Raw genomic sequence first — 26,211 nt, forward strand, 5'->3', positions numbered from 1 at the left:
CTTTATGCCTATATCATTATTCAGCTAGTAATTCTCCATTTTCCATTAACAAAAGATCATCCAAAAATACCTGCGGCTGCATGACAACACAATCTATATGTACTCCTGCAAAGACAGTTCCTCCGAATGTCATATTGCTGCCAAAGGCTATATGTATAGTGCCATAAACTTTTTCATCTTCTAACACGACACCAGTAACTCTTGCTTTCTCGTTTGTGCCAATGCCAAATTCACCGAGCAATCTTCCCTCGCCGGTCCCCAGCATTTCCAGCAGCTCTTGTCCCTGATCTCCCTCTGCTTCCACGAGCCTTCCCTCGTGAATAGTGAGAATAAGTGGTGATGTCAGAAGACCAATACCTGCAATAGAGCCGTCTACTGTGATTTTACCATGTGCTGATCCTTCAACAGGTGCAATATAAGCTTCACCTGAAGGCAAATTGCCTGATTCTCCTTTATTCACATACATTCCTGTGCTCGGTATTCCACTTCTTCCTTTTATATCAAAAGTTAAGGAGCAGCCAGCCTTGACTATTGTCACAGTGCTTTTGTCTGTCAGTAATTTTGTTATTTTTTCTGTTATTGTCTTAATTTTGCTATAGTCTGCAGAAATGGCACCTTCCAAAAACATGTCCTCTGTTATGCCAGGCATTGTAGCAATTCTTGATCCCGCTGCTGCTGCAGCTTTTCTTGCTTGGGTATGTGTTAAGGAATGCTTTGTAGCACATATGACTGCATCTGCCTGTAGCATTGCTGCTGCTACAGCTAAAGGCGGCTCTTCACCAGAATGATTTCTTTCTCCCATTATCATCAGCATCGCTTCTGCGCCAAGCTCTTTACCTGCAAGATACAAGCATTCTCCTATCTCCTTCTTCTCATCATCAGCTATAACAAGAAATGACTCCTGCTCTTTCAAATCCAAACAATTAACGAGCAGTCCTTTACTAACTTCGATAATTTTTTCTTTCATTTTCCTCCCTCTTTCCTTATATCATTTCGGAAACAAGCTTGGCGATCAATGCATTAGACAGTATGACAGGCTTGCCGGTAATCTTTTCTGCTTCTCGTCTTAAATTTTCTGTGTAGCCCATGCAGTCAAGTAAAATAAGATCTGCTTCTTCCTTCAGCATTGCAGCTGCTTTGTGGAATTCAGTTAGGTCATTTTCATAAGGAGTTGCCACTTGAAACACTGGGTTCATTCCAAACGGTGAATACTTAGGAAAGGAAGTTTCCTTTTGCTGCTCAAGAGGAACAATCACACCAAGCTTGCGTTTCCCTGTCAGTCCATGTATTGTAGGCGGAATGATATGATCTGGTTCAATTAGATAGGCTTTTTTCGTCGTTAATCCAGGAAAGACACCTGTACATAAAAGCAAAATTTGCGTTATTCCTATTCTTTCTAAGTAATTAATTTTATCCTGTAAAATCGGCTTTATCTTCTCTCTTGACATGATGACAGATTCGCCGTTTGTAAGCCTTGATGTCAGCACATATTCCCCTTTTTCTGGATAAAAATCAACTTCTATTTGCTCTTTAGTAAGACCATCCAATACTCCCACCTGGACTAATTCGGCTGTTTCCTTAATATGCTTTTGGATAATAGGAGCAACATCCATTCTTGGCGCCTGACCAATTGTGATCATACCTAGTTTTTTCATGATTAGTCTCCCCTCTAATAAAATGAGAGGAAGCAAACTTCCTCTTTAAGTTAGTATTTAAACAGCAGCTGTTTTGCCCATCGTCTGTAAAATCTGCATTGAACCATACAATTCTGTGATACGGCTGAATTCAGACGCGCTGTAGAATTCACAAGTTCCGTTCGTTGTCTCTATTGCCACTTCAATTGCAAAGCGGACAGCATCTGCTATATCTGTTTCATGGCTTGCGCCTGTACCGCACCCTGGGACAATGGATTGAGCGGTGATTGCCAAGCCTACAACAGGGGCACTTGTTGCAACAGCAGGCTGAAGAATCGAGTTTATATGATACAGATCGTTCCCATAAGGAGTTATATCTTGCGAGGTTACTGGAAATGTAACAGGAAATTTTCCAGTGGTCATTTCTTTTATCCGCAGCAAGTCCTCACTAACCCGCAGTATGTAGCCCTCTTTAACTGTTGGTGAAATGGCGATGCCTTTATGATTAATCACGCGATTTCCTTTAGTTGTATCAATAGACAGAATACAATCCATTTCAGGAACAACTTCATGTTTGTTCATCGTCAAGATATCGACTGGTGAATCCATGAAGTCCACTGGCTCATGAGGTCTTGTCGGCGCATTTGGACAAATATGTGTTGTGATAATAACGTCTCCTACAAGGGTGTCGCCCTTTGCCTGCATCTCAGCTAATTTAAGTGCAGCAGCAATCGCAGCGACAGCACCATCAGCATCTGATACAAGGCCAATTCTGCTTGGCCGTGCTCCTATTCCCCCTAATCTTCCAATGATACCAACAGTCGGAGCACTTCCTCCCGCAAGTTTGCCGTCAGAACCTGGTATTGTCACCTTAATAAAATCCGTGCTGCCTTTTTCGCCTTTGACAGTTTCAACTTTTACCTCTATGTTAGGATACTCCTTAAATAGCTCAGCAGCTGTCTCTCCCGTTACATAAGCATTATCCAGTAAATCAATTGCCTTCAGTGTTTGTTTAAGCGCCATTGTAATCCCTCCAGTAATTTTTATAGATAATTAATAATTTGCTTGCCGATTATTTTTTCGATTGGACACATCAATGAATGATTTCTCATTGTGCTGCTTAAAATCAGTTTTTCCTTTGGAACAATAATCACAGCTAAGTTCTGCCCTTTTTCCACCTCTGCCGTAACAACCGGCCGGCCAGTTTTAGCATCAAGTGTCATAATTAAATCTGGAAATGTTCCGTAGCGGATTCCATCCTTTTCAATCGTCATATATTCATTCCAAAAGCTCATGCTCCAATCCTTATTTATCGTCACCGTGCCAACATCAAAGCCGCCTGTTGTTTCCAGCACAAAATCAGTAACTGTCCCTTCAGCGATGACCTTTCCGCCAAGCAAAGCGACTACGCTGTCAATAGCGGCTTCTCCTTTGTGAGAGCAAAGCGCTTCTCCCACTTGGATTGCCTGCTGAATCGCACCGCTTGCTCCATGTTTCTTTGCATAAGCAACTGGAACTGGATTGCGGGCTACAGCCACTAAACCGCCTGCTTCCACTGACAGTTGCCGCACAGTACTAGCTGCTATATCTAAAGAGCTTGAGATGGAGAGTTCCAGGAAGCGCTCGCCTCTTCCGCCGACAGCAGCCTGATGAGAAATAAATCCGGCTTGTTCAGATAAATTAAGAGATCCCATTATTCCTGTCGGGTGAGCTCTTCCGTTACAAGGAATGTCCACAACAGGCAAACCAGTTACGGCTGATTGAAACCAGCCATTAACAGTTGTGCTCGCGCCATTTTCATTTGTGATAATTCCGCGAATTGGCTCGTTCATTGCCTGTGAAAGTAAATCAATAGCCTTGATATAATGCATCGGTTTCACATATTGTTCCTTTGCTGCAGGTGCCCCGACAAGGGAAACAGTCACAAGCAGGTCCTCATCTTCCATTTCCTCTGCTGTCTTTAAAATCGGATGACCGATTTCAAGGGCAAGCCGGCCGATTTGAAGTCCGTCTGCAATTTTGCCCCCTCCGCCTCCGCCAAGGACTGCTCCTCCATAAACGGCATGCTCTACTGTATACTCATCTAATTTAATAGCCAATTTATATTCCTCACTTCCCTAATTTGAATACGGAATTAAAGAAGCTGTACAAGGCATCACCAGCTATAAATCCGGCTGCCAATATGCTCATTGGTGTTTCTGCTTCTTTTCCTTTTTTCTTGACCCACAGCAGTCGAATAATAATACCTGCAAGAACAGCGATACCGGCATAAGGTGTCAATATAAGCAATCCTGTTGCAAACATGATGCCGATTTGGCGGGTCGGTCCGCCAATTAATTGGAGCAATGCTCCTGGTATTGCCCATATTAAGAGCTGTTTTGCAACGTCTGTCGATGTGCCTGCTTGAATGGTAGAAACATAAACAGCATCGATTGGCGGTACAAGATTGTTAGCAAAGTAGCCTTTATATGTGAACAAAACAGTCAATAAAGCAATCCCAAAAGCCAGAAGCGACGTCATATATTGCTGCTTTCTTCCGTCCACCTCATACTCAGGATTCTCTCCTTTTCCACGCAGGATATAGCCTGTTTTGAAGTCATAGCCAAGGTCGGCGAATGCTGGACCTGTGGCTGCACTAAACCCGGCAAGAAGAGCTAAGGCAAGCGGTGGAAAACCGATCATCATCCCTAACAATAGGGTAATGAAGGCTACAGCAAATGCTGGGAACCAGCCAGAATGCATGGCGGCAATCCCGACAATAAGCTCATGTACGAATGCAGCAAAGGCAGCAAACAAGAGAAAAGCAAGGAGCATGCCTAATGACATCTGTGTCATGAGACCTCCAACAAGGGCCAGAATTAATGCAATGACGAGGTAGGCAAGAAAGCCAAAACCTAACGTTTTCTGAGCTGTTTTAATAGGAGTAGTAAAAGTCTCGGCCTCTGGCTTGTCTACTGCGGCAGCAATCTCTTTTCTTCCTTTTCTGCTTTCCTTGCCTTCTTTTCTGAAAATCAATATAGAAACTTGCACAAGCGCTACAATACCGGCGCCAATCATAATGCCATGGGGAATATATAATGCATTCACATCGACGCCAAACACTGGGATAGAATATTGGCGGAACAGCAAGCCAATCCCAAATACGGACAGCGCCCAAATATTTCCGATAAACGCTACACCAAAAGCGGACATTGGAATATGCAGTATGGAGCCGACTATGCCAATTACGGCGCCGACTCCAAGCAGACCAGCCCGTTTCCCCCCTTTATCACCTGCAACAATTGCTTGTGCTGTGGCAACACCCGGCGCCCAAGTTCCTGATGCTGGGAAAAGCTTTGAATCAAACAGTTTATACAGAATCGCAGCATCTACAAACATTGCCAGCGCTGCGCCTATTAACATCGGTATAATAAGATCAGGAGCACCTATTAAAAAAGGTATACCGATTGGAATCAACAAACTGTTGGCTGCCCCAAAGGTTGCGGAGGAAATAGATGTTTGAATAAGGTTTTGCCGATGCACTGACTTGTATCTCGACAGGATTGTTACTGGTATTCTAGCTATCAGCATAGCGACAAGAGCACCGATAATCGATGTATTAGGCGTTACTCCAAGTGAGACGATAATCTGCATCCCAATAATGGCTCCGAATACTGCTGTGATAGTTGTTAAAATTAACGAAAATGGCTCAAACAGCCGTGGATGCTTTTTTTCTTCTTTGAATTGTTTCATTTAATGGCCCTCCATTACAAAGTTGTAAGTTGATTTTTACTATATTATCTAGAGAAGGACGCCTAATCCACCTTGACCACTTCTATTACAGGAGGAGTTCACTATATATGCGGAAATTAAGCCCTCCGCCTCTACTGCATCGATAATCGGAATATTCATATCCTTCCGCAACATATCTGCAAGACCAATGGTTGTGAAGCCAGTACAAGCAAAGACGATTGTTTCTGCTCCCTGCTCCAGCAGGGTTAGGACTGCTTGTCTCCCCTTCTCCTTCCCCTCTGGTTTCATTAGATCCTTTGTATTCGCAACACCCTCCGGCACCAAGTAGGCTACTAGCTTTTCACCGAGGATTTCTTCCATCACAATCGGAGGCTTCTCTGTTATACCGATGATTCCTACAGGCTTTCCTATTGCCAGTGCAGTCAAAGCAGCCGCACTGCCTGCACCGATGACAGGAATCGAAACAGCCTCACGCAGCTCCTTTATACCTGGATCTGCTGCACAGCTTATTACAATCAGCTCTGCGCCTTCTTCCTCCATTTCGATTCCTAATGCCACTATCTTCGGCACCGCTGCTAATTCTGTGGCAGCATCATGAATACCTTGTGGCTGATCCGGAATACATCTGTTTATGACAGGAATTCCATATAAAGAATTGATTTTATTTCCATGGCTGTTAACTACTTCAGGATCCTTTGCGGTGAAAACCCGGATAACTCCAATCATAATTTCCTCCTATTGATTTAATTTTCTAAAATTTGTTAATGTGTCTATCTTACCGATTATATAAATTGCAAACAATGTCCCGAAAATACAAAAAATAAAAAAGCCCATTGTGCTCTGGGCACAATGAGCAGGAATTTCACCTAGAAATTCGAAATAAATGGAAATATATACAAAGATAGCATGAAAACTTTTCATAGAAAGATTCTAGTTTTAATCCAGACATTTCCTTTACCTTATCTATTCGGTATTTGACAGAGTTTCGGTGGATAAATAATTGTTCACCTGTTTCTAACAAACTGCCATTTGTTGATAAGTAATAAAATAATGTCTTCACAAGCTCACTGCCCGTCTCTCTGTCATATGATAATAGTTTGCCAATCTTTCTTTCGATGACAGCATCAAAATTAATATATTCTGTGCTGTCTAACAGCAATTTAAATAGCTCCACATCATCAAAGTTATGAAGCTGCTGATCGTTATTTAAGCTTCTCCCTATCTTGACTGCGTTTCTTGCCTCTTGGTAGCTCAAATGAATATCCCATAGCAAGGAATAGCCACCTATTCCTACTTGAAGTCCTTTATATCTCTTTGTAAACGGCTCTAGCTGCTTAGACCAGTGCTCAGGCCTCCAAAGTGAATTTGAACTGCTCGACTGGATTATTACAAGCCTATTTCCTTGGAAGAGACTGTATATTTTAATACCTTGTAACCCTTCCAGCTCTTTTAAAGAAGTCTGCAGCTGAACTAGCATGCCTGCATCTTCCTCTAACAGCCCTTGCAGTTCAAAGACAACCACCTGCCACATAGCATCTGGATTTAGCCCAAACTGTCTGCTTTTTGTGACTACCTCATCCTGCGGTAAGTAAATTCCTGCTATAAGCTCCTCCATAAAGCTTCCTCTTAGTCTATTTTCAGTATCAACGGCTGTTTTTCTTCTCATCAGTTCTAATGAGAACACAAGTCTGGCCTGCTCTACACATACCATTTCCATTTCATCAAGGGATTCTTTTTGAAGTATGAATGTTCCCACATGCTCCTTATCTACTGTAATATCCCAGTAGCTCATATTTGCAGATGTTTCGCTTGTAATAGAGTTGGAAGAAACAATCATATTGCCATGCTTGTCGAGCAGAGAGATTGGCGCATTCAGCATTTGCGAGACATTATCGGCAACCACTTGGATTCCGCTGTTTTCTAAAACTAATGTTGTCAGCTTTTTATAAATTTCCTCCGATCTTCTGAGCAATGAAGCCTGCTTGTTCAGAATCTGTTCCATGACAGCATTAGTAATATCAATATAGGGAATTCCTGGCGGAAGCTGAATGATGGGCAGCTGATGCTGATTGCTTAAATCAATCATTTCCTGCGGCATTTCATGTAAATATCTTTCTGGCTTTATAGCAAGTGCAGCAGCATTTGCCTTTGCAAGCATTTCGACAACCTTTGGCAGCTTTGAGAGATCATCTCTTAAAGAATAAGCTGTGGTCAACAGCAGTTCTCCTTCCCTTAACCAACCGTCAATATCAGGCACTTCCATAATATCGATAAATTGAACAACACGGCAGAGCCCCTCCTTTCCACTTATTACACTTGCTTCCCTTAAAACTGGAAGCATTAACAACTCTTCTAATGTAATGCCAGATGGATTCATGCGTTGCTTCACCCCTATGAAAAAAAGAGCCTTCGTTTCATCCGAAAGCCCTTTTTTTAATTTATTATTGTACCTTCATTGCTAAGTCGCCTGTTTTTGCCCAGCCGACTCTTAAAACAACATAGTATAAAGGCAGTGTAATGGCAATTGGAAGAACAACTCCTAATGCCATATATGTTAAGAATCCGCTCGCACCTTGTGTTGCCAAAATGCTGATTGGAGCAATTAAAGAATTCAAGCCAAGTCCTGCTAATTCATAAGTTGCTGTAAAGCCAAAGCCTAATGTAGCGATTGGTGCACAAATAACGGCTGCTACAAATGGCGGAATGATCAGCAACGGATTTTTCACAATATTCGGGAACTGCACCTTTGGTGTGATGATCGACTGTGCCAAGAAGCCACCCATATCGTTTTGACGTAGAGACATTGCCGTAAATCCAACAAATTGAACGGTACAGCCAATAAGTGCAGCAGCACTTGAAACTGGATCCATCTGCAAGGCAATTGCCAGGGCTGCCGACGAAGCCGGTGTCATTAACAAAATACTCCAAACTAATGAAATAACCATTGATGCAACTAATGGTGAACCTTGCACAGAAGAAGTAATTTCAGCACTGATCCACTCTAATAGCGGTGTTGTAACATAAGCCAAGCCAACACCCGCAAATCCACCAACTAGAATAGCACCTGCTGGAATAGCAATCATATCCAAAATAGTTTTGCCGACAATTTTTTTACCAACAATTGTTGCCACTACTGCAGCAAGAACGGCACTGATTGGCTGCCCTGTAACAAGGACCATGCCTGACTCTGTGGCATGCAGTGCATTCCCTCCAATTGTACTGCAGACCATCGCGCTAAAAATCACTAATGTATTACCGCCAAGCTGATAGGCAATTCCCGCCCCGAAGGCAGGTGCCAATAGCACTTTAGCTACAGAGCCGATGTGGGTAAGAGTATCCCACCCTAGCGCTTTTCCGATTGATTCAAGCAGCAAGCCAAGTCCTAATGTAACCAACACGGCATTTGACATTCCTGCTGATGCTTTATATAAACCATCCATAAAAGTTTTTTTATTCATCTCTCTCTACTCCCTTGTTTTAATTTTCTCCAATAAAAAAGCCTGTCCGCAGATTCCGGATAGGCACCATTCGTACATCACGTTTAGCGCCCTTGTTTGATACAACAAAAACTGGACTAAACGATTCCCTATAATAGTAATGGGGGGTTCATTTAATCCTACGTGCTGAGTATGAGAATAATAATGAGTGATGAAGTTAAGATTGCATTTGCTTTCATGATATTCTCCTCCTAAAACAAGTTATTGTGAAGCAATAATATCACCAATATTCTGAAAATGTAAATAATTATTTTATTTCTGAATATATTAAAGCGTTCTCATTTTTAACCAATATGGAAGATTTCCAGCTCATTTTTTTCTATATTGTTGTTTTTTAAGATATTTTTTTTGCTATACGCAGGAATAACGCTATATTTATTTCACAATTGCAGTTTTTTTAAAATAAAAAAAGAATAGGGAATTTACCCTATTCTTTCTAAGCAATGTCTGTATTCTTCGTTTCTCTTCCAAAAAAGAATACAGCTGCTGCTCCTACAAGGACTGCAATACAGAAAATCGTAAATATACCGGCGATTGAAATATTTTGTGCTACAAGATATGGAACTAGCAATGGGCCGAGTACTCCCCCAATTCGCCCAAAGGAAGCTGCCATTCCCGCTCCTGTTCCGCGGACATTTGTCTTATATTGCTCAGGTGTGTAGGCATATAATGCTCCCCATGCTCCAAGATTAAAGAAGGAAAGTAATATTCCAGAAGTCATCAGCAAGGCTGTGCTTTCTGCTGTTCCGAACATATAAGCACTGATTGCCGTACCGATTAGGAACACAACGAGTACAAACTTTCTGCCTACCTTTTCAATTAAGTATGCTGCAAGTGCATATCCTGGAAGCTGTGCTAATGTCATAATCAGAACATATTCGAAGCTTTTAATTAAGCTGAAGCCTTTAAGCACCATCACACTTGGCAGCCAAAGGAACATCCCATAATAGGAAAAGACAACACAAAACCACAGTACCCACAGCATTGCTGTGTTTTTAGCATTATCTTTTGACCAGACTGTTTTGATGCTTTCCCAAGCTGTCAGCCTTTTTGTTTGCTCTACCTTCAAGTATTTCGGTGAGTCAGGCAGCTTCAACCTTAAATATAAAGCATAAATTGCAGGCAGAACACTGATCAACAGTGCAATTCTCCAGCCATTATCAAAGTTCGGAATAATAAAATAGGAGATGACTGCTGCAATCAGCCAGCCAAATGCCCAAAAGCTTTCTAGCAGAACAACAACTCGCCCCCGTTTTTCATTAGGCACACTTTCTGAGACAAGTGTTGATGCCACAGGGAGCTCTCCTCCCAATCCCATACCAATTAAGAACCGCAGGATAAGGAACATCCAAAGCGAGGTTGTAAATGCAGATATTCCGCTGCCGATAGAGAACAGTAATAGCGTTATAATAAAGACATTTTTTCTGCCGACTCTATCTGCCATAATGCCGAACAAGAATGCACCTACTGCCATTCCGATGGAATTAATGCTTCCTATCCATCCCATCTCTTTAACGGACAAACCCCAGTCTACTTGCAGAGCAGCAATGATGAACGATAACATACCGACATCCATTGCGTCGAACAGCCAGCCAAGGCCTGCTATTCCCAGCAGCTTTTTATTTGATATTTCTTTTTTCATACAATCCTCCTACAACTTTTCTATAGTTTTTCCATCTATAAGCGATTTATGATAACCAAGTATTATATTAACACGTGTCTTGACAGTAATCATTACATTTTTATTGACTAACACAAAAATCAGTTTGTAAATATCAGAATATTTAAGAAAAATAGCTAAAAAACATAATGAAAACGCATTATTTCTTGAATAAGAACAAACCTATTACTCTATGCAAAACAGTGTAAAATTTTCCAGAAAAAATTGATGTTTTCCTCTTTACTTTCTAATAAATAAGCATAAAATGGTTCTTATATTTGCCAATAATCTTTAAATGTAAAGGGGATATAAAGTTTGAACGTTACATCTAATAAAATGCAGGAACAGTCACTTTTTAACATTTCTTGGCCTCTGTTTATCGAACTTGCATTGCATATGGGGATGGGGGTTATCGCCACACTTATGCTCAGCCATTATTCAGACAATGCAGCTTCAGGGGTCGGAGTGGCTAACCAGTTACTCGGGATATTCATCCTTGTTTTCAACGTCACTTCCATCGCAGCCATGATTTTAATCGGGCAAAGACTAGGAGCTAATCAATTAAGTCAGGCAAGACAATTCGCCAGATCAGCAGTCGGCCTCAACGTCTGGTTCGGAGTGATTGTTGCTATCCTCGTTTTAGTCTTCGGTGAGCCTTTGTTACGATTATTTGATATACAAGGAGAAGTTTTAAATTACGGGCTTATTTTTATCCGCATCTGTGGTGCTTCCCTCTTCTTAGAATCTCTTTCACTTGCACTAAGCGCAGTATTGCGCAGCCACGGTTTTACGAAAGAATCAATGATTGTCAGTATTATGATGAATGTCATCAGTGTTATAGGATATGCAATGAGCATATTTGGATTATTCGGTTTGCCAATTACAGGAGTAGTTGGGGTGTCATGGACGATTGTAATTGCACGTGCATTTGCCGTTGTGGTTTTGCTCTATATCGTTTACCGCAGAATCGCTTTGACATTTAAAGTACAGGATATTATTAAGGTCAATAAACAGGATGTTAGGGAAATGCTCTATATCGGCATTCCTTCCGCAGGTGAAAACTTGTCTTATCAGTTTTCCCAGTTAGTAATTACAGCAATTGTTGCTTCTTTAGGTGATGCTTCCTTGGCAGCAAGAGTGTATATAACCAATATTTCCATGCTTTGTTACTTGTTCACTGTCGCTATTGCAGAAGGAACACAGCTTCTTGTAGCAAGATATATTGGCGGAAAGCAATATGACCGTGCATTGAAACGGGGCATAAAAACATTAAGAATTGCTATGGTAGCATCCCTTACAGCTGCTGTTGCTATGGCAATGATTGGTTCGCCAATATTAGAGCTGTTTACAGATGATTATCAGATCATAGCTATCGGTCTGCCAATCTTATGGGCTGTCGTATTTACCGAGCCGGGAAGAGCTATGAATATTGTACTGATGAGCTCCTTAAAGTCTGCCGGAGACGTTCGTTTCCCTGTCATCATCGGCATGGTCTCTATGTGGGGAATTGCCGTTACGCTAAGCTATACTCTTGGTATAACCTTCGGCTTAGGATTACTCGGCGTTTGGCTTGCCCAAGGTATGGATGAGTGGTTCAGAGGAATCTTCGCCTGCAAACGCTGGCTGTCAAGGCCATGGGAGCGAGTTCGAGTTAAAAACACTGCCAAAGGCCATATTTAACATAAAAAACACCGCTTCTTACACTAAGAAGCGGTGTTTTTCTTTGAGCTCTCTTCTAGGCAGCCTTTTCCCTGTTTAAGAATTTCAGCCTCCTCGTTAAAGCTGGCATATAAAGAATTAAAAGGATGGAGCGGAACAGACTGAAAACAATGAAGGAAAGCCATAATCCGTGATTACCCCAGAAGAGCGTTGACGGGAAGAGGATGAGTAAAAATACTGCAACAGAGCCAAGCATACTATTTCTAACCAGCCCAGCTTCTGAGGCACCTGCAAAAATTCCATAAAAGACTAAGCCTATGCTTGAGGCAAGGGGGAAAAGCACAAGCCATACATCATACTGCTTTGCAATGGCAACAACCTCTTCTACTACTGTAAATAACGGGATGACCGCATCCTTGCTCAGCAAAAATGTCAGACTGATTGCAGCCGAAAAGGCAAATGACCAGAAATACGATTTCTTGACGGTTGCCTTATACAGCTGGCTGTTCTTTTGCCCTACTGCTTTTCCTGTCAAAATGCTGGCAGCATTGGCAAGCCCATCATAAAAATAAGCCATTATGTAATGTATTTGAATGAGGATAGCATTAGCAGCTAAAATTTCTTCACCATACACAGCACCTTTGGCAGTAAATATATTAAAGACTGCCAGCAGACAAACCGTTCTGATAAACAAATCACGGTTAACTAGCATCATTTTTTGCAATGGCTCCCGGTCATAAAGATGACCAAGCAGTTCCTTCCTGTTCAGGCTGTTCTTCATTTTGCCGCTGCTAATTAAAAGTATGATACCTAATAGGAACGCAAATACTTCTGCACATAATGCGGCAATGGCAACACCTGCCACTCCAAAATTAAAAAACAGGACAAGTACAACTGCCAAAACGATATTAAGAATGTTCATCAGTAATTGAATGAGCACCGTTGCTTTAATTTGCTCCATTCCTAATAACCAGCCTAAAACAGCGTAGTTCATTAATGCAAAAGGCGCTGCCCAAATTCTAATATGGAAGTATAATGAGCTTACTTCCTTTACATTTCCTTGAATTCCTAAAAATGCAACAGACAGCTTAAAAATCGGCTCTTGAAGTAAGATAATTGCTATACCGACAATAAGAGCAATGCAGACAGGCCGAAAAAAGGCCATTGAGCTTTGCACATCATCCCCTGCACCTAACGCTTGGGAGGCAAATCCTGATGTGCTGACCCTAAGGAAACCAAACAGCCAATAAATGGTGTTAAAAATAACGGTGCCCACAGCGACTCCGCCAATATATGCTGGATCTGGCAGCTGTCCGACAACAGCCGTATCAACAGCACCAAGCAATGGAACAGTTATCGTCGCAAAGATTAACGGCAATGCCAGTGATAAAAAATATCGATGTGTCACAACACTGCTCCTTCCTAGCCTTTTTTTTCAATATTATATCACTCTAGTTTTTCCCTATTGAAATATTTTTTCAAGTTATGCCAGAATAATCAAAAAACTGATAAACTATTATTAGTCCAACTAATTAGGAGAGATGAACATGTTTAAAGTAGGAATTATCGGTTTAGGAGCAATTGGGCAGCGGCTTATCAAAAGCTTTACAGAGCATCCAGAGATGGAAATTACCGCTGTTTGTGATCCATTAGAGGAGCTGCTAAACAGCACTGTTGCTGCAATTGGAAAGGCAAAAGGCTTTACTGATTATAAAGAAATGCTTAAAAACGCAGATATAGACTTAGTTTATGTCGCAGTTCCGCCTAAATTCCACCATCAAATCGTTACAGATTGTGTGCTTGAGCAAAAGCATATACTTTGCGAAAAACCTTTAGCTAATTCTGTAGAGGAAGCGGAGAGCTTATATAAACAAGCGGCTGATGCGGGCATTATCCATGCAATGAACTTTCCCCTTAATTACAGCTCTGGCAATGCAACATTTGCTTCTTATATTAAAGAAGGCTATATCGGCAAATTGCGCCGCCTAGAGCTAAAAATGCATTTCCCCCAATGGCCGCGAGCATGGCAGCAAAATAATTGGGTTGGAAGCAGAGAACAAGGCGGATTTGTGCTGGAGGTTGGCGTCCATTGGATTCAGCAAATCCAAAAGATTTTCGGACCCGTTCAATTGGTCCATCGCAACGTTTCCTTTCCGGAAGACGAAAATCTTTCAGAAAACAGCATTCTCGCTGTCCTCGAGCTGGAAGACGGAACACCTGTCTTTATTAACGGAATGAGCCAAACAGCAGGAAAAGAAGTGGTGAAATTTACTGCATATGGCACAGAAGGAACACTCGCGCTGGAGGATTGGTCTGAGCTCTATGGAGCAAAGCAGGGATGCGACTTTGAAAAGCTTGATGAAAGCACACCAGTTTCCTCACTAATGAACGAATTGGTTAATGCTCTTCATCATAAGGAGGCAGATCTGCCAGACTTTTATGATGGGTATCAAGCTCAAGTTGTACTTGAAAGTTTGCGAAACTAAAACAGCAAAAAGCAGCTGAAGCTCAGCTGCTTTTTATTGTTTATGCTCTGAATTTTTTCAAAGATACTTTGCCCATATTTGCTTTTGCAAAGATGATAGTCAATACGAATGGAACGACGATTGCAACAACCATTGCGATTGCAAATGCTACCATATGCTGCGGCTGGATGGACAGAATGCCTGGAAGTCCGCCGACACCAATGGAATTCGCCATAACATGGGAACCAACTGAAATCACACCTGCAATCATAGAGCCAATCATAGCTGCTAAGAATGGGAAGCCGTATTTCAAGTTAATACCGAACATTGCCGGTTCTGTAACTCCTAAATAACAAGAGATAGTTGCTGGAATAGAGACTTGCTTTTCTCTTTCATCCTTGCGGTTAATATAGATCATTGCCAATACAGCAGAACCTTGAGCGATGTTTGATAAAGCAATCATTGGCCACAGGTTTGTGCCGTTAAATTCACTCATAAGCTGCAAGTCAATTGCATTGGTCATATGATGCAAGCCTGTAATAACAAGCGGCGCATATGCAAAGCCAAATACTGCAGCAAACAGCCAGCCTAATGAAGATGTTAAACCTGAGTAAACAACATCTGAAATAAATGAACCTATTTGCCAGCCGATAGGGCCCAACACAGTATGCGCAATAAGAACTGTCGGAACTAATGCTAAAAATGGCACAACAATCATGCTGATTGCATTAGGTATGACTTTGCGCAAACGCAGCTCCAAGAAGGAGAACAGCAGTCCTGCAAATATTGCCGGTAGCACTTGTGCTTGATAACCAATCTTGTCAACATGAGCAAAGCCAAAATCCCAGAATGGAATTTCTTGTGTGCTTGCCACAGCGTAAGCATTAAGCAGCTGTGGTGAAACAAGTGTAATACCTAGTACAATTCCCAATATTTGCGTCGCACCCATTTTCCGAGTAACTGCCCATGTTATACCAACTGGGAGGAAGTGAAATATCGCTTCGCCAATTAACCAAAGAAAATCGTTTGTTCCTGCCCAAAATTGGGATACTTCCACCAATGTTTTTGTACCACCATCAACCATTTTGATTTCACCGATGATGTTTCGGAATCCTAAAATTAACCCCCCAACAACGATTGCTGGAATTAACGGTGTAAAGATATCTGCCAAGTGTGCAATCATTCGTTGCAGGAAATTCATATTTTGCTTCGCTGCTTGCTTTGCATCATCCTTTGACGTATCACTTACACCTGCAATGCTAATAAAGTCATTATAAAAAGACGATACTTCATTTCCGATAATAACCTGGAATTGTCCTGCTTGAGTAAAAGTACCTTTAACTAAGCCGATTTCCTCTACCTTTTTAACATCTGCCTTTGATGGTTCTTTTAATACAAATCTCATTCTTGTCGCGCAATGAGTAACAACAGAAATGTTATCGCTTCCACCGACATGTTCAAGGAGCTGTTTCGCTGGTTCTGTATACTTGCTCATAGTTCTTCCTCCTTTTTTCCGTAAACAAAAGTTGTTTCTATCTATACTAATATGATTGCGATTACATAAACATGTATATACAAGTAAACTGTTTACGCTTTCAATTATATGTTGTATATACATGTTGTGTCAATTCTTTTTTCATTAGATTTTATTTCCATTTTTATAGTGATAAACGGCAGAATATTCCTTAATATACCCATGTATCGGAACACTAAAATTTGATCTGGATTTTCTTCAATAAATAAAAGGATAAGGAGCAAAAAGCCCTTACCCTTCTGTTTAAAAAATTAAAATGAAAACTGCGCTGCCTACAAGCAAGCTGGCATAGTAATAATCCTTTTTTGTAACGATTGTCTTTTTGTAATAGCTTCTGTCTCTGTCACCTGTAAAACCTCTTACCTCCATTGCAAGGGCCATTCGTTCTGACTTTCGAACAGCATTTGTAAGGAGTGGAACTGCATATCTTTTAAATGATTGCCAGCTGCCATTATGCCTGCAGCCTCTTATTCGGTGCGCTTCCTTTAAGTGGGCAAGCTCCTTTTGGAACAATGGTATGCAACGAAAGCCTGCCATAAATCCGTATGCCCATTTTGGCGGAACTTTAAGCTGATGTACAAGACTCATCATAAATGGATGGATACATGTGGTAGAGGTGAAAAGCAACCCTATAGTCACGAATGCTAGCATTCTCGTTGCAATGGTAAGGCCATTGCTTGCACTTTCCGCTGTTATTCTAAACCATGCCCATTGCCATATTTCAGTTTCTCCTTTTCCAAACGCTGCAAGCATCCAAAAGGTTAGTACAAAAAAAACAAAGTAAGGAGGCATCACTTTCAGTAAATACTTGATTGTCCAGCCCCCACCTATCATGCCTAGAAATAAAAATGCCGTCCATATTAATAATGTTTTACCTGGTTCGCTTATCATCATCAGCAAAAACATAACAGCAAGATGGGCTATCAGCTTTACACTTGGATTAATATGAGACAGATAAGACTGATTGCCCTCCATTAGGTAACTCCTCCTTTACTGCTTCTATGTAGGCATAGTGCAAAGGCGGGATGATTGCCGTTTCGTTTAGCTGCTGAGGATTGGAAAATAACAGGAAAGGATGGCCGTCAAATGCAAGAGCACCCTCCTTAAAAAACAGGACTCTGTCAGAATATTGGTCAACAAGATTCATATCATGGGTTGCCATTACAATCGTTGTTCCTTGCTCCTGCCTGTTCTTCAGCATTTTTAACAGCTTCTCTGTTGTTCTTTTATCTTGTCCAAAGGTAGGTTCGTCAAGGAAAAGAATATCCTGATTTAGCAACAGCATTGTTGCAACACTCAACCTTCTTTTTTGACCAAAGCTTAAGTTGAATGGATTAACGTCCTTATGCTGTAAAAGACCAAACTCCTCCAGAAGCGCCAAAGTTTTTGTTTCAATCATCTCTTTATGCCACTTCTGCTGTTCTCCTGAAAAGGCAGTTTCCTCATAAACAGTTTGAGTGATGAACTGCCACTCTGGATTTTGGAAGACAAAGCCAATATGCTGATAAAGCTGACTCTCCTTCCAATTTTTTAACTCCAGTTCTTTAAAGAGGATATTGCCCTTGTTTCTTCTTTTCAATTTAGCCAGCACCTTCAACAGGCTGCTTTTTCCGCTTCCGTTCTTTCCAATAATCGAGATCCACTCGCCTTTTCCAAACCGGAAGTTTAGATTATGAAGAATTTCCTTGCTCTCATAGGAAACAGATAGATTTTGCACCTCCAAAAGGGTGCTCCGCTCTACTTGGACTTTGTTTGCTTTTCTTTGCCGATATCTTTCCTTTAATTGTTTGCTTAATGGATGGTGACTGTCATTAATGATCTCATCCCAATCATATGGATACAATTCTGGGCTCCAGATCCCAGCTTCCTCTATTACACTTTCAAATTCACATAAAGCGCTGTTAGGATTGGCATCACCCATTACCTTCCCCTCTTTATTTAACAAAATAATACGGTCTGCCCATTCGATACAGCCATCCAACACATGCTCTACCATAATCAACGTCTGTTTTTTTCGTTCTGAGATTTGCTTTAAGACGGCGAATATTTCTCTTCTGCTAACAGGGTCGAGCTGGGCGGTAGGCTCATCTAAAAATAACACTTCTGGTTCCATTGCTAGAACACAAGCTAAGGCAAGGCGCTGCTTCATCCCACCTGACAATGCATCAATCCTTGTATCAAGCTCAACCTCAAGTCCGACTATCTTCAGCAGCTCCTTGATCTTAGCTGTCATCTCTTCCTTGGGGACCCTTTTATTCTCGAGACTAAAGGCTATTTCATCATCCACATGCTGCATACAGAACTGCGTATCAGGATCTTGAAACAGAATCCCGACACGGTTCTTTCTAGTCACTTCCCCCTTCATTTTTGCTTCTTGGTGTTCTGGAATGATGCCTGCGAGGACAGCAAGCAATGTTGACTTCCCGCAACCACTTGGCCCAACAATTAAGACTGTTTCACCAGGGTGGAACTGTAAGGTAATATTTTTAAGAACAGGCTGATTTTGACCATAAAACTGAACAGATAGATTTTTACATCCTAATAATGAACTCATCATTATCTTCCTTTGAAGCTTTTTGTTTATTTATTGAAAACTGGTCAAGCGCACCTGTTGCAAATAAGGAATCGACGATAACTTTAGCAAGCAGTCCACCAAGCAGCATGCCGCTAATAACTTGAATGATTAATGTAAGCAGCAATGTACCTGATGTATAATAGCCAAATCCATTGGCGATGATGCTGTACAGCATACTCCCTACTGCTGCAAATGCACCGGAGAGCATCAATACGGAAACATGGTATTTTCGGTAGCGGAACAGTGCAAAAGCGGCCTCTGCACCAAGCCCTTGAAAGACACCAATCAGCAATGCTGATAATCCAAAGTGGCTGCCAGTAAGAAGCTCAACGGCGGCAGCTGCAACCTCTGAGATGAAAGCTGCTCCAGGTTTCTGAATGATATATGCGACAATCGGGCTTGCTATCACCCATATTCCAAACATAAAGTTAGAACCAACTGGGCCAACTAGTGCAGAAATCGGCAAGTAAAGACTAGACCAGCCTAAATATAACACCCCGCACGCAACGGACAGGACAACCATCAGCACTACCTCTTTAATCTTCCAGTTCACTATGCTTTTACCTCCATTTTCACAGGCCAGTCCTCAAGCGTATAAGCCATCTCCCAAAACTTATATTCCATATGGCAGCTTATTAAGAAGTACTCTAGCAACTTTTGCTTATAGTGTTCATTCAGGCTTTCTGCTAATTCATCAAGACGTTCGCAAAAGGTGCTTGTAATTCCCATTGAACCACCACCGTAGAAGACGATCCAATCATAGAAGGGATGGCTTCGGTCTGGCTTCACCTCTTCAAGCAGCCTCTTGCCTATCTCTGCATATGTCCACGGACATGGCAGCAGTACCGCGAGAATATCCGCAATTCCTCCTGTTTGGGCAACCGTGAGCATATGGCGAATATAATGGTGCGCACTTGGAGAAAGGGGGAAACCTTGCAACTGTTCATACGTAACTCCAGCCACTTCACAAAAATTATTATGAGGGTGGATTTCACTATGGAGCACAAAGGAAATCTGCTCATTGAACATTTGCATATCCTCCCTATTTTCACATTTAGAAATAGCTGTTCCATAAATCTGCATGAAGGAATTCAAGTATTCAAAATCCTGCTTTACATAATGAATTAGCTGTTCCTTTTTCAAATCTCCATTGGCAATACCTCTGACAAAGGGATGTTCAAAAATAGCCTCGAAAATTGGATCTGCTTCTTGACGCAACTGCTTAGAAAAACTCATCACTATTCTCCTCCTTTTTGTTTAATAGGAAAATAAGAGTGAACTTGAATATAAAAAGGCCACTCCAAAAATGGAGCGGCCTATAAAAGTCAAATAAAAATAACCGAATAGATACCAACTCCACTTTCCTACGCTAGTACGAACTAGATCAGGTTCAAAGGGTCCAAGAACTTCTTGTCTCAGCCTCGATTGGCTCCCCTAGTGGATTTTCCTATTAATTTACCTATACTTTACATAAACAGCTAAATACTGTCAATAAAATATTCGAAAAAATCAGAACTCCCTTCTTTTCTCCTTTCATAAAAAAGCATATAAAAAAACAGCATTTGGATAAAACTATAGACATTGTTTTCATTTCGAAATCTCATGAAAATGTTACAAACAGGTGAACATCAAACAGCATAGTAAGCGTTTTACACTTCACTTTCACAAAATAGACAAAAATTATGTGATATATTTCACAAAGTATGTTTTATAATGACATTGTAAATTAAATCTTTTATTTAAGAGGAGCTGAAAAAACATGACACCTTGGAACCAAGTCTATGATCCAATGAATAACTTATGGATCTCAGCTATCATCGCTGCAATACCGATACTATTTTTCATCCTCATGTTGACTTTATTTAAGTTAAAGGGATATATCGCAGGAGCATTGAGTATTATCGCTGCAGGAATTGTGGCTGTTCTCATATATAAAATGCCTTTTGTTTTAGCACTTATGTCAGCATTATACGGTGCACTTGCAGGAATTTGGCCAGTTGCTTCCATCGTCTTTGCCGCCATCTTCCTTTACAAGATTACTGTCAAAACTGGTAAGTTTGCCATTATCGAAAATAGCATATCCTTTATTACATCAGATCAACGCTTGCAGGTTTTGATTGTAGCCTTCTCATTTGGAGCCTTCCTAGAAGGAGCAGCTGGTTTTGGCGCACCTGTCGCGATAACCGCTGCCATATTAGTAGGGCTGGGCTTCAGTCCAATTTATGCGGCAAGTCTTTGCTTGATTGCCAACATTGCAGGCGGTGCATATGGAGCAATGGGAATACCTGTAACCGTTCCATCACTCCTCACAGGACTGGATGGACTTTCAGTCGGCAGGTATACCGCCATCATTATTCCGATTCTCGCCCTATTCGTTGCATTTTTGCTCGTGTTTATCATCGACGGCTGGAAAGGTATTAGACAAACATACCCGGCAGTGCTCGTATCTGGTTTGTCCTTCGCCATTACTCAAGCTTTGGTGCTGTACTTTATCGGAGCAGAGTTAGCCAATATATTTGCAGCCATCGTCAGCCTTGTGACACTAGCTCTCTTTCTGCAAAAATGGCAGCCTAAGGAGATTTACCGTGTTAATCAGAAGGAAAAAGCTGATAGTACGGTGAAGTACTCATTATCTACTATTGCCTATGCTTGGCTGCCATTTATCTTTTTAACTATTATTGTTACTTTGTTCAACTTATCTTTTTTCAAGAACTTATTTATTTCAGGCGGGCCATTGGAAAAATTAGTGCTTCAGCTGCCAATTCCATTCCTGAATAACAATGTGATAAAACTGGCACCAATTGTGCCAGAAGCAACCCCATATGCAGCGATCTTTAAACTGGATTTGTTTTCATCTACAACAACAGCAATTGTCATTACAATCATTGTTGCGAGCATATTGTTTAAATGCCGAAAAAAACTGCTTATGGAAACAACGAAAGAAACAGCAAAAGAGCTGTTAGCACCTGTACTGACTATTTGCAGTGTGCTTGGATTTGCCTATATATGCACCTATTCTGGCATGTCTTCTACACTCGGTCTTGCCTTTGCATCAACAGGGGATATCTTCCCATTATTTGCACCATTATTAGGTTGGTTAGGTGTTTTCCTTACAGGGTCTGTTGTTAACAGTGGTTCCTTATTTGCACCACTGCAAGCTGTCACAGCCACTCAAATTGGCATTGCACCTGAAACAATGGTTGCAGTCAATGTCATTGGCGGCACAATGGCCAAAATGATATCTCCACAATCAATCGCTGTAGCAGCAGCGGCAGTAGGATTGGCAGGCAGAGACAGCGACTTGTTTAAAGTAACCATTAAATACAGCATTTGTCTGCTAGTGTTAGTTGGATTAGTCAGTTGGATACTATTTTAAAATATTAATCATCTAAAGGAGAGAGTTACTTATGAAAAAGCAAAATATCAATCGTGTCGTTTTAATTGGAACTGGTGCAGTCGGATGCAGCTATGCTTATTCTTTCATCAATCAAGGTGTTGCCGAAGAGCTAGTACTGATTGATGTGAATGAAAAAAGAGCCGAAGGAGAGGCAATGGACTTAAATCACGGAATTCCTTTTGCACCTACTCCAGTGAAGGTATGGAGCGGTCAATATGCAGATTGCGGAGAGGCAGATTTAGTTGTCATCACTGCAGGCTTGCCTCAAAAACCAGGTGAAACACGTCTTGATTTAGTAGCAAAAAATACAGCGATTTTCAAAACGATTGTCCGAAATGTAATGGACAGCGGCTTTAACGGCATTTTCCTTATTGCCACAAACCCTGTTGATATTCTGACATATGTAACATGGCAAGAATCTGGTTTGCCTAAAGAGAGGGTAATCGGTTCTGGAACAACTTTAGATACAGCTAGATTCCGCTATATGCTTGGTGAATACTTTAATGTTGATACTAGAAACGTCCATGCTGCTATCATTGGGGAACATGGTGATACAGAACTGCCAGTCTGGAGCCGCACAACAATAGGATTGGAAGAAATCGAGACACTTATCGCTAAAAACAGCAAGTACAGCCAAAAGGATCTTGATGATATCTTCGTCAATGTCCGAGATGCGGCATACCATATTATTGAGAGAAAAGGCGCAACCTATTATGGAATCGGAATGTCTCTTGTTCGCATCACAAAAGCTATATTAGGAAATGAAAATTCTATCCTGCCTGTATCTGTTTACTTAGATGGACAATACGGTCATAAAGATGTTTATATCGGTGTTCCTGCTGTAATTAATGTGAATGGAATTCGTGAGGTGCTTGAAATTCCGTTAAACACAGAGGAACAAAAACAATTCGACCATTCTGTAAAAGTTTTGAAAGAAACAATGTCTACGGTAATCTAACAAACAGAGTCCCTGATGCTAATTTGCATCAGGGTTCTAGTTTTGTTTAATAGTTTTCCAAATATTTGACCATGCTAGTGCTATAGATAGATTCAAGCATCCTTTTTTGTGAAAAGTTGGAAAAATTATTGTTTGTTTCCAGTTAATCTGCTAATGTCTAGAAGAAAGCATTACTATAAAATGAAGACTAACACGGAGGTACAGCCAGTGATAAAATTTATTTTCATAAAAGCATTGGTCATGTTCCTCCTTCTTATAACCATCCTTTTTATCTGCAGGAGAATTCTCGCAAATAATATGCTTAAGAAGCATAGAATTCAATCACAAAATGGGATTGATCAGGAACTGACAATTAATATTGGCGGAATAGAACAATACTTATATATAAGAGGACAGCATACTGGCAATCCAGTTATTCTTTTTCTTCATGGTGGACCAGGCATTTCGATGACTCCTGTGCTGCATACGTATCAATATGAATGGGAGCAGGATTATACCATTGTAAATTGGGATCAGCGAAATACAGGCAGGACGTATTTTCTGAACAAAAAGAATGCAGCTGATGTCCTTGCTACATTATCCGCCGACCGGCTTGTTGAGGATATTCATGAAATCACCCTCTATTTGGCAAAGCGCTTTAACCAGCAAAGCATCATAATAATGGGACACTCATGGGGTACGATTATCGGCAGCATGTTTGTCCAGCGCTACCCTGAACTGACAAAAGCTTATATCAGCATCTCTCAAATCGTTCATTTAAATGAAGGTGCTGCACTTATGGCAGCTGAAATACGAAAGAAAGCTCTTGTACAAGGGGAATCAAAGGATGCTGAGATTTTGGACCGTTTGCAAAAAGGCTTGCATGACAGTCTTAAAGCAACCGAAGCTGCAGTTCTAAAAATGTATAAGGTTGCAAAGAAGTATATTTCTTACGTAGAGGATTCTTTTATTTTCATAAAGGCTGGAATAGTTTCGCCTTACTTTTCTCTTAGGCATTTAACCTATTTTCTCAAGATGGAAAAGCTTCAAGCTCCCTTATCGAAATATGCAATGAGATACGATTTGCGGAAGCTTCCTTCGAACTACCATGTACCTGTCATTTACATGGTTGGTGAATATGATCTTCATTTTAATTACTTATTGGAGAAATATTATCCTCTCATGGAGGCACCATACAAAAAACTCATCACCATTCCAAATGCAGGACATAATGTCATGATGGATAATCCCGACCACTTTAACAGCGCTTTTCAGCAATCTTTACAGGAACTAAAACAAAAAACTTCGCTTAGCCATTAACCCTTCGAACCCTAAAGGCGGTTTTGAAGGGTTTTTTAGATGCAGTAAAAGTGATTGTGACTGTTATTTCTGTCTGTCTTATTCATCAAAATAATCTCTTTCCCACTCCTCTAAAGGAATGTGCTGATATCGTTTCAATTCAAGCTTGTTCGCACTTATAAACTCTACACCCTCACTTTCCAAAAGCTGCTTTTGCATAGCACTTCCTTCCTCCTGTTTTATCACTATCTCACCTTTCGCGTTGACGACCCGGTGCCAAGGAAGATTGTGCTTTCTGCTAGAAGTGTGCAGAATTCTTACGACCTGTCTTGCACCTCTCGGGCTCCCTGCTGCTTTTGCTATTTGGCCATATGTCATGATCTTTCCATATGGAATAGCTTGAATGATTTCAATTACCTTCTCTGTAAATGGTGTCATAATTTTAGCCTTTGCCTTTATTTTTTTACATTAACACTTCCATTCTAAGTAAAAACTCTGAAATCAGGAAATGCTATGCAGGAATTAACCTTTATATGATTAGATTAAATGAAGAGAGGGGAAAAACGCAATGAAACTGCAAGCTGGAAACTATTATTGGCCGACTACATTTCCAGAAGCACCTGTCTATCCTTCATTAGAGGAGGACATTAACTGTGATGTGCTGATTGTTGGCGGCGGTAGCTCTGGTGCCCAATGTGCCCACTACTTAAAGGATACAGGCTTGAATGTTGCTGTAGTGGACAAAAGGAGGATTGGAGAAGGCAGCACTTCAACAAACACGGCTCTGATTCAATACCTTGGCGATAAAATGCTGTTTGAGCTTGTAAACAGCTTTGGTGAGGAGCTGGCAATCAGACATTTAAAGCTATGTGAAGAAGCAATCAATGATATTGAAAAGGCAGCAGCCATACTTGATATTGCCTCTGATTTCAAGCGGCGAGACAGCCTTTATTATGCGAGCTACCCAGAGGATGTTGTAAAGCTTGATAAAGAGTATGCTTATCTTACAAAGCACGGTTTTCAGGCTGATTTGCTTTCAGAAGAGGAGATAAAAGAGAAATATGGATTCAGCAAGTACAAAGCCCTTTATACATATAATGACGGCGAGCTGAACCCTTTCAAGTTCAATCACGCCCTCTTAGACGGCGCTGCCAAAAAGAAAGTCTCTATTTACGAAAACACAAGAATAAATGGCAAGAAGCTAGAAAAGGACCAAGCCGTTCTGTATACAGATAAAGGTCACTCGATTACAGCTAAACATGTAATTTTTGCTGCAGGCTACGAAAACCTAGAATTTAAACAAGAAAAAAACAGTGTACTGTCAAGCTCCTATGCTGTCATTACTAATCCGGTTGAAGATTTCTCCAGCTGGCATAAGCGCACATTGATATGGGAGACTGCCCGTCCTTACATTTATATGCGCACAACTTCAGATAACCGCATTATTATTGGCGGTTTGGATGAAAACACTGCTATTGCCGAAGAGCGGGATGCAAAAATTATCGGCCGAAAAGACAAGCTTATAAAGGAATGCAATAAATTATTCCCTGATCTAGCTCTTCAAGCAGATTACTATTTAGGTGCCTTTTATGGAGGGACACATGATGGGCTTCCGCTAATAGGGGAATACGAGGAATTTCCTAACTGCTACTTTTTAATGGCTTATGGAGATAACGGTCTTGTTTACAGCATGGCCTTAGCGAAAATTCTTCGTGAAGTTATCACTACAGGCAGTCATCCAGACCTTGCAATATACATGAGGTAAAAATGAATAAAAGGCACATTAAAGAATAAGTGACTCCCTTTAGTGCGCCTTTACCCC

The 26,211-nt window shown here is 41.0% G+C and carries 22 protein-coding genes and 1 riboswitch; of the genes, 6 read left to right on the forward strand and 16 right to left on the reverse strand.

Going from position 1 to position 26,211, the window contains the following annotated elements:
- Positions 1-16: 16 nt before the first annotated feature.
- The 9 genes from LXM54_RS15075 to LXM54_RS15115 form a co-directional block, all read right to left on the reverse strand.
- Positions 17-967: an aminopeptidase gene (locus tag LXM54_RS15075; RefSeq protein ID WP_233316023.1), complete on the reverse strand. Its 951-nt coding sequence runs from the start codon at positions 965-967 to the stop codon at positions 17-19.
- A 16-nt stretch (positions 968-983) separates the two neighbouring features.
- Complete coding sequence (locus LXM54_RS15080) at positions 984-1,655, reverse strand: AroM family protein (protein WP_233316024.1); 672 nt, start codon at positions 1,653-1,655, stop codon at positions 984-986.
- Between the two features lie 57 nt (positions 1,656-1,712).
- Positions 1,713-2,657 carry a DUF1177 domain-containing protein gene (locus LXM54_RS15085; RefSeq protein ID WP_233316025.1) on the reverse strand — a complete coding sequence of 315 codons (945 nt, stop codon included), beginning with the start codon at positions 2,655-2,657 and terminating at the stop codon, positions 1,713-1,715.
- A 20-nt stretch (positions 2,658-2,677) separates the two neighbouring features.
- Positions 2,678-3,733: a DUF917 domain-containing protein gene (locus tag LXM54_RS15090; RefSeq protein WP_233316026.1), complete on the reverse strand. Its 1,056-nt coding sequence runs from the start codon at positions 3,731-3,733 to the stop codon at positions 2,678-2,680.
- 10 nt (positions 3,734-3,743) lie between these two features.
- Entirely contained in the window at positions 3,744-5,366 is a 1,623-nt protein-coding gene (locus LXM54_RS15095; protein ID WP_233316027.1) for an OPT/YSL family transporter, read from the reverse strand.
- Positions 5,367-5,414: 48 nt separating this feature from the next.
- Positions 5,415-6,092: an aspartate/glutamate racemase family protein gene (locus LXM54_RS15100; RefSeq protein ID WP_233316028.1), complete on the reverse strand. Its 678-nt coding sequence runs from the start codon at positions 6,090-6,092 to the stop codon at positions 5,415-5,417.
- Positions 6,093-6,228: 136 nt separating this feature from the next.
- Positions 6,229-7,743, reverse strand: coding sequence for a PucR family transcriptional regulator (locus LXM54_RS15105; RefSeq protein ID WP_233316029.1), 1,515 nt, complete (start codon positions 7,741-7,743; stop codon positions 6,229-6,231).
- A gap of 64 nt (positions 7,744-7,807) precedes the next feature.
- Positions 7,808-8,824, reverse strand: coding sequence for a PTS transporter subunit IIC (locus LXM54_RS15110; RefSeq protein WP_233316030.1), 1,017 nt, complete (start codon positions 8,822-8,824; stop codon positions 7,808-7,810).
- A gap of 475 nt (positions 8,825-9,299) precedes the next feature.
- Positions 9,300-10,505: an MFS transporter gene (locus LXM54_RS15115; protein WP_233316031.1), complete on the reverse strand. Its 1,206-nt coding sequence runs from the start codon at positions 10,503-10,505 to the stop codon at positions 9,300-9,302.
- A gap of 333 nt (positions 10,506-10,838) precedes the next feature.
- On the opposite strand from LXM54_RS15115, the gene LXM54_RS15120 reads away from it, so the two are divergent.
- Positions 10,839-12,203, forward strand: coding sequence for an MATE family efflux transporter (locus tag LXM54_RS15120; protein WP_233316032.1), 1,365 nt, complete (start codon positions 10,839-10,841; stop codon positions 12,201-12,203).
- Between the two features lie 55 nt (positions 12,204-12,258).
- Here the strand turns inward: LXM54_RS15120 and LXM54_RS15125 are convergent, their stop codons facing one another.
- Positions 12,259-13,590, reverse strand: coding sequence for an MATE family efflux transporter (locus LXM54_RS15125; protein ID WP_233316033.1), 1,332 nt, complete (start codon positions 13,588-13,590; stop codon positions 12,259-12,261).
- 139 nt (positions 13,591-13,729) lie between these two features.
- On the opposite strand from LXM54_RS15125, the gene LXM54_RS15130 reads away from it, so the two are divergent.
- The gene (locus LXM54_RS15130) at positions 13,730-14,668 is read left to right on the forward strand and encodes a Gfo/Idh/MocA family protein (RefSeq protein ID WP_233316034.1); all 939 of its coding nucleotides are present in this window, start codon (positions 13,730-13,732) and stop codon (positions 14,666-14,668) included.
- Positions 14,669-14,708: 40 nt separating this feature from the next.
- Here the strand turns inward: LXM54_RS15130 and treP are convergent, their stop codons facing one another.
- The 5 genes from treP to tenA all read right to left on the reverse strand — a co-directional run bounded on the left by treP (position 14,709) and on the right by tenA (position 19,992).
- Positions 14,709-16,142: a PTS system trehalose-specific EIIBC component gene (gene treP / locus LXM54_RS15135; protein ID WP_233316035.1), complete on the reverse strand. Its 1,434-nt coding sequence runs from the start codon at positions 16,140-16,142 to the stop codon at positions 14,709-14,711.
- Positions 16,143-16,424: 282 nt separating this feature from the next.
- A complete protein-coding gene (locus LXM54_RS15140) occupies positions 16,425-17,156 on the reverse strand; it encodes an energy-coupling factor transporter transmembrane component T family protein (protein WP_233316036.1) in 732 nt (243 codons plus the stop codon).
- On the reverse strand, positions 17,122-18,735 hold the full coding sequence (locus tag LXM54_RS15145; RefSeq protein ID WP_233316159.1) for an ABC transporter ATP-binding protein: 1,614 nt from the start codon (positions 18,733-18,735) through the stop codon (positions 17,122-17,124). The genes LXM54_RS15140 and LXM54_RS15145 overlap by 35 nt, the downstream gene beginning before the upstream one ends.
- A complete protein-coding gene (locus LXM54_RS15150; protein ID WP_233316037.1) occupies positions 18,713-19,309 on the reverse strand; it encodes an ECF transporter S component in 597 nt (198 codons plus the stop codon). The genes LXM54_RS15145 and LXM54_RS15150 overlap by 23 nt, the downstream gene beginning before the upstream one ends.
- Positions 19,309-19,992 carry a thiaminase II gene (gene tenA / locus LXM54_RS15155; RefSeq protein ID WP_233316038.1) on the reverse strand — a complete coding sequence of 228 codons (684 nt, stop codon included), beginning with the start codon at positions 19,990-19,992 and terminating at the stop codon, positions 19,309-19,311. Before tenA ends, LXM54_RS15150 begins: the two co-directional genes overlap by 1 nt.
- A 108-nt stretch (positions 19,993-20,100) precedes the next feature.
- Positions 20,101-20,202: riboswitch (TPP riboswitch) on the reverse strand.
- A 313-nt stretch (positions 20,203-20,515) separates the two neighbouring features.
- Between tenA and LXM54_RS15160 the strand changes: the two genes are divergently transcribed.
- The 3 genes from LXM54_RS15160 (at position 20,516) to LXM54_RS15170 (ending at position 24,410) form a co-directional block, all read left to right on the forward strand.
- The gene (locus LXM54_RS15160) at positions 20,516-22,132 is read left to right on the forward strand and encodes a lactate permease LctP family transporter (RefSeq protein ID WP_233316039.1); all 1,617 of its coding nucleotides are present in this window, start codon (positions 20,516-20,518) and stop codon (positions 22,130-22,132) included.
- A 31-nt stretch (positions 22,133-22,163) separates the two neighbouring features.
- The gene (locus LXM54_RS15165; RefSeq protein WP_233316040.1) at positions 22,164-23,111 is read left to right on the forward strand and encodes an L-lactate dehydrogenase; all 948 of its coding nucleotides are present in this window, start codon (positions 22,164-22,166) and stop codon (positions 23,109-23,111) included.
- A 207-nt stretch (positions 23,112-23,318) separates the two neighbouring features.
- Positions 23,319-24,410 carry an alpha/beta fold hydrolase gene (locus LXM54_RS15170; protein ID WP_233316041.1) on the forward strand — a complete coding sequence of 364 codons (1,092 nt, stop codon included), beginning with the start codon at positions 23,319-23,321 and terminating at the stop codon, positions 24,408-24,410.
- Positions 24,411-24,488: 78 nt separating this feature from the next.
- Here the strand turns inward: LXM54_RS15170 and LXM54_RS15175 are convergent, their stop codons facing one another.
- Positions 24,489-24,827 carry an MGMT family protein gene (locus LXM54_RS15175; RefSeq protein WP_233316042.1) on the reverse strand — a complete coding sequence of 113 codons (339 nt, stop codon included), beginning with the start codon at positions 24,825-24,827 and terminating at the stop codon, positions 24,489-24,491.
- Between the two features lie 130 nt (positions 24,828-24,957).
- Between LXM54_RS15175 and LXM54_RS15180 the strand changes: the two genes are divergently transcribed.
- Positions 24,958-26,154: an NAD(P)/FAD-dependent oxidoreductase gene (locus LXM54_RS15180; protein ID WP_233316043.1), complete on the forward strand. Its 1,197-nt coding sequence runs from the start codon at positions 24,958-24,960 to the stop codon at positions 26,152-26,154.
- Positions 26,155-26,211 lie beyond the last annotated feature (57 nt).

This window comes from Bacillus sp. Au-Bac7 (assembly GCF_021341655.1).
In the GTDB taxonomy this organism is placed as follows: domain Bacteria; phylum Bacillota; class Bacilli; order Bacillales; family Cytobacillaceae; genus Niallia.

Coding starts and splice junctions, on each gene's coding strand:
- LXM54_RS15160 (WP_233316039.1), top strand. CDS start 20,516: ATGACACCTTGGAACCAAGTCTATGATCCAATGAATAACTTATGGATC.
- LXM54_RS15140 (WP_233316036.1), bottom strand. CDS start 17,156: ATGGAGGGCAATCAGTCTTATCTGTCTCATATTAATCCAAGTGTAAAG.
- LXM54_RS15175 (WP_233316042.1), bottom strand. CDS start 24,827: ATGACACCATTTACAGAGAAGGTAATTGAAATCATTCAAGCTATTCCA.
- LXM54_RS15105 (WP_233316029.1), bottom strand. CDS start 7,743: ATGAATCCATCTGGCATTACATTAGAAGAGTTGTTAATGCTTCCAGTT.
- LXM54_RS15095 (WP_233316027.1), bottom strand. CDS start 5,366: ATGAAACAATTCAAAGAAGAAAAAAAGCATCCACGGCTGTTTGAGCCA.
- LXM54_RS15180 (WP_233316043.1), top strand. CDS start 24,958: ATGAAACTGCAAGCTGGAAACTATTATTGGCCGACTACATTTCCAGAA.
- LXM54_RS15075 (WP_233316023.1), bottom strand. CDS start 967: ATGAAAGAAAAAATTATCGAAGTTAGTAAAGGACTGCTCGTTAATTGT.
- LXM54_RS15080 (WP_233316024.1), bottom strand. CDS start 1,655: ATGAAAAAACTAGGTATGATCACAATTGGTCAGGCGCCAAGAATGGAT.
- LXM54_RS15165 (WP_233316040.1), top strand. CDS start 22,164: ATGAAAAAGCAAAATATCAATCGTGTCGTTTTAATTGGAACTGGTGCA.
- LXM54_RS15110 (WP_233316030.1), bottom strand. CDS start 8,824: ATGAATAAAAAAACTTTTATGGATGGTTTATATAAAGCATCAGCAGGA.
- tenA (WP_233316038.1), bottom strand. CDS start 19,992: ATGAGTTTTTCTAAGCAGTTGCGTCAAGAAGCAGATCCAATTTTCGAG.
- LXM54_RS15115 (WP_233316031.1), bottom strand. CDS start 10,505: ATGAAAAAAGAAATATCAAATAAAAAGCTGCTGGGAATAGCAGGCCTT.
- LXM54_RS15145 (WP_233316159.1), bottom strand. CDS start 18,735: ATGAGTTCATTATTAGGATGTAAAAATCTATCTGTTCAGTTTTATGGT.
- LXM54_RS15085 (WP_233316025.1), bottom strand. CDS start 2,657: ATGGCGCTTAAACAAACACTGAAGGCAATTGATTTACTGGATAATGCT.
- LXM54_RS15130 (WP_233316034.1), top strand. CDS start 13,730: ATGTTTAAAGTAGGAATTATCGGTTTAGGAGCAATTGGGCAGCGGCTT.
- LXM54_RS15100 (WP_233316028.1), bottom strand. CDS start 6,092: ATGATTGGAGTTATCCGGGTTTTCACCGCAAAGGATCCTGAAGTAGTT.
- treP (WP_233316035.1), bottom strand. CDS start 16,142: ATGAGCAAGTATACAGAACCAGCGAAACAGCTCCTTGAACATGTCGGT.